11 protein-coding genes and 1 pseudogene are annotated in these 9,868 nt (G+C 60.2%); 3 read left to right on the top strand and 9 right to left on the bottom strand.

Features of this window, described 5'->3' with window-relative positions:
• Window positions 1–490, top strand: a pseudogene (locus PGX04_RS19480) (prenyltransferase); the annotation flags it as partial.
• Between the two features lie 502 nt (window positions 491–992).
• Here PGX04_RS19480 and PGX04_RS19475 read toward each other — a convergent pair.
• The 5 genes from PGX04_RS19475 to PGX04_RS19455 form a co-directional block, all read right to left on the bottom strand.
• A complete protein-coding gene (locus PGX04_RS19475; RefSeq protein WP_273740032.1) occupies window positions 993–1,784 on the bottom strand; it encodes a DUF2182 domain-containing protein in 792 nt (263 codons plus the stop codon).
• 25 nt (window positions 1,785–1,809) lie between these two features.
• Window positions 1,810–2,433, bottom strand: a complete 624-nt coding sequence (locus PGX04_RS19470; protein WP_273740031.1) for a DUF1326 domain-containing protein — start codon at window positions 2,431–2,433, stop codon at window positions 1,810–1,812.
• A 472-nt stretch (window positions 2,434–2,905) separates the two neighbouring features.
• A complete protein-coding gene (locus PGX04_RS19465; RefSeq protein WP_273740030.1) occupies window positions 2,906–4,264 on the bottom strand; it encodes a 4Fe-4S binding protein in 1,359 nt (452 codons plus the stop codon).
• An 866-nt stretch (window positions 4,265–5,130) separates the two neighbouring features.
• Window positions 5,131–5,397: a helix-turn-helix domain-containing protein gene (locus PGX04_RS19460; RefSeq protein WP_273740029.1), complete on the bottom strand. Its 267-nt coding sequence runs from the start codon at window positions 5,395–5,397 to the stop codon at window positions 5,131–5,133.
• 7 nt (window positions 5,398–5,404) lie between these two features.
• A complete protein-coding gene (locus PGX04_RS19455) occupies window positions 5,405–5,662 on the bottom strand; it encodes a helix-turn-helix domain-containing protein (RefSeq protein ID WP_273740028.1) in 258 nt (85 codons plus the stop codon).
• A gap of 258 nt (window positions 5,663–5,920) precedes the next feature.
• On the opposite strand from PGX04_RS19455, the gene PGX04_RS19450 reads away from it, so the two are divergent.
• Window positions 5,921–6,307 (top strand): PadR family transcriptional regulator, encoded by a 387-nt coding sequence (locus tag PGX04_RS19450; protein ID WP_273740027.1) that lies wholly within the window; start codon window positions 5,921–5,923, stop codon window positions 6,305–6,307.
• A gap of 412 nt (window positions 6,308–6,719) precedes the next feature.
• Here the strand turns inward: PGX04_RS19450 and PGX04_RS19445 are convergent, their stop codons facing one another.
• A complete protein-coding gene (locus PGX04_RS19445) occupies window positions 6,720–7,466 on the bottom strand; it encodes a class I SAM-dependent methyltransferase (protein ID WP_273740026.1) in 747 nt (248 codons plus the stop codon).
• Window positions 7,466–8,554 (bottom strand): hypothetical protein, encoded by a 1,089-nt coding sequence (locus PGX04_RS19440; protein ID WP_273740025.1) that lies wholly within the window; start codon window positions 8,552–8,554, stop codon window positions 7,466–7,468. Before PGX04_RS19440 ends, PGX04_RS19445 begins: the two co-directional genes overlap by 1 nt.
• Before the next feature lie 186 nt (window positions 8,555–8,740).
• Between PGX04_RS19440 and PGX04_RS19435 the strand changes: the two genes are divergently transcribed.
• On the top strand, window positions 8,741–9,058 hold the full coding sequence (locus tag PGX04_RS19435) for a DUF7853 family protein (protein WP_273740024.1): 318 nt from the start codon (window positions 8,741–8,743) through the stop codon (window positions 9,056–9,058).
• Between the two features lie 61 nt (window positions 9,059–9,119).
• Here PGX04_RS19435 and PGX04_RS19430 read toward each other — a convergent pair whose 3' ends face one another.
• Window positions 9,120–9,440, bottom strand: coding sequence for a DUF7977 family protein (locus PGX04_RS19430; protein WP_273740023.1), 321 nt, complete (start codon window positions 9,438–9,440; stop codon window positions 9,120–9,122).
• Window positions 9,441–9,541: 101 nt separating this feature from the next.
• Window positions 9,542–9,868, bottom strand: a 327-nt coding sequence (locus tag PGX04_RS19425; protein WP_273740022.1) for a zinc-binding dehydrogenase, incomplete at its 5' end; no start/stop codon positions are given.

Raw genomic sequence — 9,868 nt, 5'->3', positions numbered from 1 at the left:
GCGCGACCGCTGGCTCGAGGCCCGAACCCACCTCGGCGAGGCGATCCGCTCGCGGCCCGACCGGTTCGACCGCACCTGGACGAGCAAGTCCCGCTACGCAATGGACTGGTTCTATCCCGTCCTCTGTGGCGTGGTGACCGGCGATTCGGCGCGGGACCGGCTCGAGGCGGGGATGGACCGCTTTCTCGAGGCGGGGCTGGGCTGTCGGTGCGTCTCCGACGAGCCCTGGGTGACGGTCGCCGAGTCCTGCGAACTCGTGGTCTCGCTGGCCGCGGTCGGACGGACGGAGCGCGCTCGAGAGATCCTCGAGTGGCTCTTTCAGTGGACCGACGACGAGGGAATCTTCTGGACGGGGTATCAGTTCGAGGACGAGGAGTTCTGGCCGGGCGAGCGGCCGACGTGGACCTGCGGGGCGGCGGTGCTGGCCGCTGATGCGTTGTCAGGGGTGTCGGGGGCTGCGGATCTGTTTACTGATCCGCTGGTCGAATGACGTGATCGGGACGAGAGCGTTCAGATTCGCCAGAACGGATACGAATGAGGGTAACGGGGATAGAAGACAGAGTCCGGTCAGATTCACGCTTGTGCCCCTACGGGGGTCGGGCAATTGCGCGACGCGCGCTCTGCGCGCTGCGCTAGCGAAAAGTCAGGTTGGCCGATTCGAGACGGTACAACGGTGCTGCTCCACCAGTAGGAGAGGATGGGACCTCGATAACGAGTACTGTCGAGTCCGCTTCGGAAGGAAGAGAGTAGACTATGGCCGAGTGGGAAGTACAGATGAAGGATTACCGCTTCCAGCATCCGCGAGCGAAGCGAGCGGTTTGCGACGAGAGAGCATCGCACTCTCGGCATCAAGCGAAACCTCCGATTTCTCAGCAACCCGCAGCAAAAAGGTACGTATGCACATCTACTGAACCGCTGGTTCCATTGGCTTTGGGATGAAACAACAAAGCCGTCATGCTGAACTTACAGCGCGTATCTCTCAATCGTTCCCCCTAGACCACCGCGACCATGATGAGAACGATTCCGGCGACGCCAGCGGATATGCCGACTGCCCTAGCTAGTTGTGGTCCCCACGAAACCGTTCGTTCGAGTGAGAGCACAATCGCAATGACCGCCATCCAGAGGATGTTCATCGTGCCTGCGACAACCATGAACGCGAACAACGCCCAGCAGCACCCGACGCAGAAGCAACTGAACCGCCAGCCCATTCTCACTGCACCGCGAATCCCCGGACGGTGATAGGTCATCAAAAAGCCCAGCGGCGACCGGCACTGATCCAGACACCGGTTCTTGTATGAGGACAGTTGGTATCCGCCGAGTAGCACCAACACACTCCCGAACAGGAGCGGTCCATGGTCGGTGGCGAGCGGCGCGATCGGGATCACGGAATTGACCGCCAGTGGAATCAGGCCAGTGAGCGCCCAGACGAGTGTATATGTTCCGAGCAGCGCACTCATCCGGGTGAGTTTTGCGGCTCTTGAGCCATCCCGAAGCGTGCCGTAGTACAACCGGAACAGCGGCACCGACGAAGGATACATCATAGCGATCATCATCGTCCCCCACATAGCCAGATAGAATCCCACGCCGACGAGGCCATGCCCTGTAGCAATCGCCTCTGGGACGCCCGGATCAGCCATCTGCCTGCTCATCTCCCCTCCTGGCATTGACAGCCACTGCCGGAGAATTACTATCCACGCCACGAGCGCGATACCGTAGATGGCGATGGCGATGACCGGCAGCTGACGGACAGCAATAAACCGCTGAACGGCATCTCGTGTCGCCATGATCGGGGGATACGGAGCGGTAAATTCAGGTATTTGCCATCTCGAACTCCCCGAAGTACGAGTTGTTTCCGCCGACGTCCCACGAAAAGTCGTCATCAAAGTCGACGGTCGCTTCGGTCGTCTTTCCGGTGTTCGCCGTTTCCTCTGGTTGAATAAACGGGTGCGGGGACACCGATCCCTGGGTCTCGCCAAAGCCAACGGCTTTGGCAGTTTCTATCGTGACGATGTCGCCGGCACTGAACGAGAGGTGGCCGTTCTCAGTCGAGTAAGAGAATGGGACCACGACACTGTCTTCGACCGTCTCGATGAGCGGCGCAGCGGCTTCGAACACGCCGCCCGCCTGTCCGGAGAAGATTTGTTCGAGTGCATCTGCCTGTCCCTCGTCGGCGGCCTCGTCGATCACGAGGACGACGTGCCACCCGCCTTCGAAGAGGATTCCTTCGTCCAAGACAAGCATACCAGCTCCCAGCCCGTCTACGGACACGTCTCCGTACGTCCCTTCCTCGATATTCCAGAATCCGGCGAAGGTACACCCACCGTCATCTGCTGGTTCGTACCATAGACACTGGCACGGGACTGAACAGTTGCACGCTTCGATGAACTCCCCTTTGAGGTTCCAATCGGGGGAACCTTGCTTATCGTTGGTCATGGTAATTCCCTCGTTCCCACCGCTGAGTTTTCAGTTGGTGGGAATAGTGACACGCTCACACACCATATATAGCTATCATATCGTCAATATAATCGACTATTCCGTGTAACAACGTATCTTGAGGCGCGATTGCTCAGTTACTGGGAGAGGGATCGCCCTGTAAGTATTGAAATAAACGGAACCGGCGGATGGATATATTCTCTGTATTCAGTACGCAGTTTCTGCTATTTCTCGGATAGATCAGTCATCACTCCGTTACTTATTTGGCCGGTAGTGAACGATCACCGCCTTCGCAAATCGTCCTGAATTTCGTAGTACAGGTGAATCAATGTGCGGTCCGAAACTCGATGATATCGCGGTATATCAAAGACGTCGTCGCTGGCGGGATCGAACGTCGTCTCGACGGACGATACCCCCTCTGTCTGTTGTGTCTGTTGTTCGTCTGTGATGGAAATAGAGGAACCAGATTTTATCAGTGGGCCGCAAGAACGGTGGCGACGACGTAGGTGCTGCCAGCCATCAGCGCAAAGTGCGGGGCAAATGCTTTCAATGCGCGTTGTTTCGAATCAGTCATCGTCCTCGCTACCTGCCAGGCGATTACCGTACTCCAGAGGACGGCGAGCCAGAGCCAGCCGGTGACGAAAAACTGATCCCAAACCGAGACGAGTTCGGGACTCGCTCCTGCGGGGAGATTCAGCGCGATCCCAAAGCCACGGGCAAACACGTTCAGCGTGTGTCCACCATCTTCAAGCAATCCGCCAATAGCGTGCGATCCAAGTGTGAACATGATCCCCAGCGGGGCATAGGCAAGCCCGAACTTCGTGAAGGAATTCTTCCAGTCGATACCGCTCCAGTTGCTTGCCAGCCGGTTGACGGCAGTGAATCCGAGAGCCGTCACTGTAATACTGATAAGGTAAGCTGCAGTCGGTGAGAGCAACCCTGGCAAACTTTGAATGACCGCTGTACTCTCGACGGCATCGCCAAGTACGTGATCAATGGGGAATACGGCCCAGATAATTAGCGCGATAAGTGCCTCATCCACGAGTGGAATACGCTCGGTGACGACCTTTGCTCCCGGCCAGCGAAACCGTAACTCTACGTCTTCATCAGGCTGTTCGGTCGTACATTTCATACACGCGGTGCATCGACGGTCAGTGCTTAGAAAGTCACTTTTGTACTCAAGTGTGGCACACTGAACACCTGTCTCTTTATTCTGAGCGATTTCGAGCGGCGAGAATTTCGAGGTGACACTCATCACACCCGTGGCAGGACAAACGTACCGACAAAAGGCCTGTCGCTGAAAGATCAGGCTGACGCCAACAGCGACTCCAAGGATTGTGAGCCAGTAAATTGGGATGAGTCGCGGCGTATACGCAACGCCCACTTTATACATTGGCCAGCGAGCCATGGCGAATGTGAGTGCAGTCAATGAGAGGATGGAGATGGGGAGACCGAGTACAAGCCATTTCCGCGTGTACATCGGGAAATGGCGCTGAAGTCCGAATCGTTGTGTGAATCGAACGATAGCACCCATCGGGCAGAAGTAACACCAGATCCGTCCAAGAAAAACAAGGCTGAGAATCATAACCGGAGTCCACCAAAGGCCGAAGAACGCGACGTTCCCGAAGTTCGCACCTGAGTCCGTTGGGCCGACTGCGGCCCGATAGATCGCGTAAAAGAAAACCGCGACCGTGATCAGGTTAACAGCATGCTGAACGTTTTTATTCGTAAATAAGAACTGAACGATCCGGTTCTGTGTAATAACAATTCCATTGTCCGACGCGTGCTGATCGGTCGGATCTTGATTTGTTTGCTGGTTTTCTGTTGCCATCACTGGCCTTTTCTTTTCTCACTTCAATTCCATTCTGGTGCAAGAGTCGAAAAACATAATTCAATGAAGGCTGTAAATATTTGTCATTTGGTAGACTCCTATAGCCCCTACTGAATACAAAGTTGTCAGTTTCGAGGGATGGACCAGTATTTTCTTTTTTCTCGTGAGGGAAGATAGCACGCCTCCCCTCAGGAGGTGGTACCATGAAACGGAGAACATTTGTTCGAACGGCAAGCGGTATTGCAGGACTGACAGCACTCGGTGTAGGTACAGCAACAGCCCATAGCCCCGCAGGCGCGCCATCGGATGAAGAGGCAGAAACACACCACGCGTGCGGGCAGATGCCGGACGAAAAAGAGGAGGAAGTCTGCGCCGGTAAAGGCGACCAACCACCAGAGAACATGCCGAACGAAGGATAGGGGCGCCACTCATTGGTATCTCCGGAGGAGGGGTGCTAACCCACCATCTTATTCTGCGTCTATGCACTACGCGCCTTCTATTCAACTCGCCTCTACGAATATTATCTATATCTGATGAAAATCCCACTATTCAGTTTTCACACATAATTATCGCAGCGTTCAGCCAACCTCCGAGTGAATAGAAGATGATGAAGCATCCTTTCGACTCAACTGCCTGGGGTTATACGCTAACAGAGCCCGATTTTTGAATATGTACACGAACCGTAACTTGCCGTGTGCATCTCGTACGTCGCTCTATCGGTTGGCCAGTCTTTCTTGTCCGAAGAGCGTACACGGTGCGCGTTTGAGGCCCAAGATCGGCAGTTTAGCAAGGTCGAAAAATAGGATTTCCTAGGTTGTGTGTACGAGTACATCAGGTGATGAGCGGTCACCTGCGACGCTTTCTTGTTATGACGATTCGAGGTCTTCGCTCTCTAAGTCACCCTCGAGATAGGCACGACCTCGATCCGTAATTCGGTAATAGCCCCGGTCAGCATCGACTTTTTGGAGAAGTCCGTGATCTTCCAAGACCGGAAGACGACGCTTGACCGTCGGATGAGAGACGCCGTCAATGTTGTATGAAACCACCGCTGGCGGCATTGCTATCCCCGTTTCCTCGAAGAACTCGAGCAGCGCGGGATCGGATTTTGTCATCCACGAAACCAGCGGGCGCATTCAGGAATCAGCTCTCGGGTGGCTCGAGGTCATCGGCATCAAGCTCCCCGGCGAGATATTTTCGACCTCGCTCACTGATCCGATACAGACCCCGATCTTCGTCGTAGTACTCCACGAGTCCACCATCCTGCAGTGCTCGCAGTCTGCGCCGTACGTGCGAGATTTTGTAATCGATGTTGGCCTCGACGGTGGTCGGATTCGCGACGAGGGGACGGTTCCCCTCGTTGAGAAGAAACTCGAGGATCGCGTCGTCGGCTCGCGTCATCCAGTCCACCCGTGGCCGTCGCATTCGACCGTGAACACACGAAACACCGTGTTAGAACGCTCGATTCGATAGTATTTATACGCTGTTTAGAGCTTTCTGGAGCTGTATTTGATGCACTAGTTCTAAGTACTGTCTGCTCCTTGACCGAACTACGGAAGCCAGACGGACCCACGACTACCCGAATCGGTCCTCGAGAGAGAAACGCGGACCCGGTGCCCAAACACCGGCCCGCGTGACTTCCGTATCCCGCAGAAAGCCATGCCCGACCACGATTCGCGGGGCCTTGAAAGCCCCGCTCGAGCGGACGCATCACCCCCTGACTACCCGCCGAAAGACGGCCGACGCGCGTGGATCGAACTCACCGCCTTCCAGCGCGACTGTCTCGAGGCCGTCGCCCGCCGCGAGCGCGACGGCAAGCGCTGTTACCCCTCGGGGATCACCTGGACCCTCGAACGCCGGTATCCCACGGTCAGCCGCGCCCGGCTCGAGCCGAACCTGCGCGCGCTCGTTGGCCGCGACCTCCTCGCCGAACGCGACGACTCCGACGATCGGGTGACCGCCTATCGGCTCACGGGTGCCGGGCGTGCGCTCCTCATCCAGCGCGCCGAACGCCTCGCCGTGCTCTGTGACCTCCGGCATGACTGATCGGGACGAAAACCCCGCTCCGTGTTTTCGGCCCGTTCGGTCCGACTGCTCTATTCGATGGAGACAATTATCGAACGGTGTATTCTGGAGGAAATGCTACGAAAAAGCGTCCTGCTATCGTGGCAACACGGGATCGCCACGCCCTCCCCAGCCGATTCGCTCGGTATTCGAGGCGCTCACACTGTTCGCGCCTCGCTCCGCTCGCTCATCCCTCGCGCAGTAGCGACGGCCGCCCTCGCGACGCTCGGTCGGCCGACAGTGCGCGCCACCGCACGCGGGTTTGCCAGTCCGGAGTTCCGTCGGAACGATGATCGACTGCCGAATACCCTCGATGACCGCCAGTCACTGTCTCGGTTCGACGCGACTTCGTCTCGACGACCCGCGATCGGATCGGTGTCGAGTTCCGACGCACTCAATCCGCGCTGCTCGAGGAAGGCACCCGTCCGATCCCGGTATCGCAGACCACGCACGATTGTAGCCCGTTTTCCTCGGTAAACCGATCGAACAGCCTCGAGAGCCGCACATCGTGACTGGCCAGTACCCCACCGGGCTCGAGGTGGCCCAGCGCCGTCTCGTACTCGAAGCGCATGTGGGGCAGCCGGTGGTCCGAGTCGTGCAAGAAGAGGTCCAGGGGTCCGACGCGCTCGAGCAGCCCGAGCAAAACGTCCCGCGCATCGCCCCGATGGAGTTCCCACCGGTCACGACACCGATCCGGGATCAGGTGGCCGTACTCGAACGGCCCCGGCGGGCCGCCGGGTAGGTCGACCGCGTGCAGGGTGCCGCCGCCGTTCTCGCACATCGCCGCCAGAATGTGCGCGTCGAACGAGCCGAACAGCACCCCCGTTTCGACGACGGTCTCGACCTCGAGCGCGCGACAGACGACGTACAGCGTCACCCCGTCGCGCCAGTGGGTCGTATCGGTGGCCACGCCGGCCTCGTGGATCTCCGCCACGCGGTCCGCGTACGTGTCGTGGAACCACTCGAGGTCCTCGTACTCCCGCTCGTACTCGCGCAGTTCGGCCGCCGAGGCGGGGAGCACGGCGGCCAGCCGCTCGGCCTGCTCGCGGGTTTCCTCGCCGTAGTCGAGTCGCCGACGCTCGAGTCCCAGTCGAGCCGTCCGAACGGCGTAGATCGCGTCCCTGAGCGTGTTCGGGGCCATTACCGATAGCCCAGGGCCTCAAGGCGCGATTCGATCGCCGCACCCGCTTCGCCATCCGTATCGTCCGCACCGCTCGCCCCGCTCTCGCGAATTCCCGCGGGAAGTGCGGGATCGGAGGTCCCCCCATCCTGCCCCTCGCGGACTACCCAGGGGACCCGCCGGATCGCGGGGATCGGCGTCCCGGGCGGATGCGACCAGACGCCGAACTCGCCGAGTCCGTTCCCGTGGTCGCTGGTCATCGCGACCCGCCCGTCGCAGTTCGCGAGCAGTCGAGAGAGGTCGTCGAGGGCCCACTCGAGGTTGTCCCGGTAGGCCGTCCAGACCGCGTCGAACGAAAAGTCGCCGTCGCGCAGGCGCATCCAGGGATCGTTCATCGAATCCGTCTCGTCGTCGCTCTCGGCCTCGGCTTCGGCGAGCGCCTCGAGGGCCTCGCGTTCCGCGGGCGAGAGGTCGTCGGGGTCGAAGTCGTCGTCCGCAGCGGACGACTCGCCGTCGGTGAACTGCCCCCAGTGCTCGATGTCGGCCGAGCCGAAGAACCACCCCGGCTCCGACCGGAAGGGCGCGTGGGGCTGCATGTAGTGGACGAGCACGCGGTCGATGCCCAGTTCCTCGCGGTTGCGCCAGATCGCGATCGCGGCGTCCGTGAGGGGGGCGGGCGGGATCGTCGAGATGTCGTCGTCGACCCACTCGTCGCGCCAGGCCTCGTGGAAGGCGCCGAAATCGTCGGCCTCGAGCGGCAGGACGTCGCCGGACGTGACGGCGATGTGCTCGCAGGACTGCGACGAAAAGGGATTGCCGGTGACGTAGGCGGTCCGGGCCATCTCCTCGCGGTACCGCGGCGCGAAGGTTCGGTCCATCCACTCCGCGGACTGGGAGCCGACCGACCACAGCGAGTCCACCCCGTCGGGGTCCGGCAGCGCGTCGTGGCCGGCCGCGGACAGTTCTCGCATGAGATCGAGGCGGCAGCCGTCGAGCACGCAGCAGACGTCCCACTCGCGCTCCCAGATGGGGGTTGCGGGGACCAGTCGCGAGACCGCGCGTCCGATGCGACCGGTCGCGATCCGCTCGGAAACCGTCTCGAGATCCATTAACGCTCCACCTGTCTGTGGTCTGGATACGGTTCTGTTAGTAGCTTTTGATCGGCAAACGAACCGTTCGGTCAGATCGAAAGAATCCCCGGCTGCGTCGCAACTATGGCATATGGTAACAAGGCTTATTACATCGCTGTTCGTAGCGTTGTTTGAGGACCAACGAAACAGGTCCCGTCTGACGATATGAGCTCCTCACCACCGGAAACCGAGACGTACGAAGTCACGCTCTCCCGAGACGAGCAATGGGTCGCCCACCACGTCCTCTCGAAGCGCCTCGACGAGGCCCTCGAGATCGACGAGATGCCGCCCGAGTGGACCCTCGAGCTACTCGAGACGCTCGAGGCCGACGGCGACACGGAGCGACTCACCGGCCCGCAGGCCGATCGGCTCTATGACGAACTGGCGACGTACGTCGACCGCGAGGAGACGCCCGACCGGGACGTGAGCGACGGCTCGACCGTGCTCGATCGGCTCGAGGTCGTCCGCGAAGCAGAAGTATAGGCCGTTTTTGTTTCGGTAGTCACGCAATTCGTCGTCGAACAGCGCGCACGGTCAGCCGCGCTCAGGGCCGCGTCGTCGCCCAGACGGCCGTAATCGCGAGGAAAATAGCGGGTGCCAGCGGCACGATCAACAGCGCGAAGCGGTAGCCCTCCGCACCGGGCGGGACGAGGTAAATCGCAGTCGGGGCGGCGAGAAACGCGAAGACGATGACGGCGACGAGGGTCCAGCCGCGCCAGTCGAACTCCCGGTCGGCCGTCGCGGGGTGTACCGGTTCGTGATTCCGCCCGCCATCGGCCGGGCCGTCGGCTCCCCGCTCGCCGTCCGAACCGGCGTCGACCGCCGCTGGATCGTGGACGTAGCCGCCGTCGTCGCTCGAGGTCACTACCGATTCGTTTCGAGCGCGCAGTGAAAGCACTCACGGTTCCCCCTCCGCCCGTCTCCGAACGCAATCGGGTCGATTCGCCGGGCCTCGATCGCTCCCGACTAGAGTTCGCTGTCCGGCCGCACGACGACCTTGCCGAACCCTTCCCGGTTCTCGATGATCTCGTGAGCGCGCGCGGTCTCGCTCATCGGCAGTTCCTCGCGGATCGCGGGCTCGAACGTGCCGTCCCAGACGAGTTCCATCACATCGTCGACCTGATCGGGCGTGGCCATCGTCGAACCGATGATCTGCAGCTGATTCCAGAAGATGCGCGGAATGTCCGTCTCGGGGTTGCCGCCGCCGGTGCCGCCGCAGGTGACGAGTCGCCCGCCCTTGGTGAGGCTCTTGAGCGAGTTCTGCCACGTCGGCGCGCCGACGTGTTCGACGAC

Source organism: Natrinema soli, from assembly GCF_028618695.1.
Note: the sequence above shows the minus strand (reverse complement) of the source record. Positions and strands in the feature narration are given on the sequence as shown.

Bases quoted from the DNA above. Each gene is read 5' to 3' on its own strand.
- PGX04_RS19475 (WP_273740032.1), bottom strand. From the start codon at position 1,784: ATGGCGACACGAGATGCCGTTCAGCGGTTTATTGCTGTCCGTCAGCTG.
- PGX04_RS19470 (WP_273740031.1), bottom strand. From the start codon at position 2,433: ATGACCAACGATAAGCAAGGTTCCCCCGATTGGAACCTCAAAGGGGAG.
- PGX04_RS19465 (WP_273740030.1), bottom strand. From the start codon at position 4,264: ATGGCAACAGAAAACCAGCAAACAAATCAAGATCCGACCGATCAGCAC.
- PGX04_RS19460 (WP_273740029.1), bottom strand. From the start codon at position 5,397: ATGCGCCCGCTGGTTTCGTGGATGACAAAATCCGATCCCGCGCTGCTC.
- PGX04_RS19455 (WP_273740028.1), bottom strand. From the start codon at position 5,662: ATGACGCGAGCCGACGACGCGATCCTCGAGTTTCTTCTCAACGAGGGG.
- PGX04_RS19450 (WP_273740027.1), top strand. From the start codon at position 5,921: ATGCCCGACCACGATTCGCGGGGCCTTGAAAGCCCCGCTCGAGCGGAC.
- PGX04_RS19445 (WP_273740026.1), bottom strand. From the start codon at position 7,466: ATGGCCCCGAACACGCTCAGGGACGCGATCTACGCCGTTCGGACGGCT.
- PGX04_RS19440 (WP_273740025.1), bottom strand. From the start codon at position 8,554: ATGGATCTCGAGACGGTTTCCGAGCGGATCGCGACCGGTCGCATCGGA.
- PGX04_RS19435 (WP_273740024.1), top strand. From the start codon at position 8,741: ATGAGCTCCTCACCACCGGAAACCGAGACGTACGAAGTCACGCTCTCC.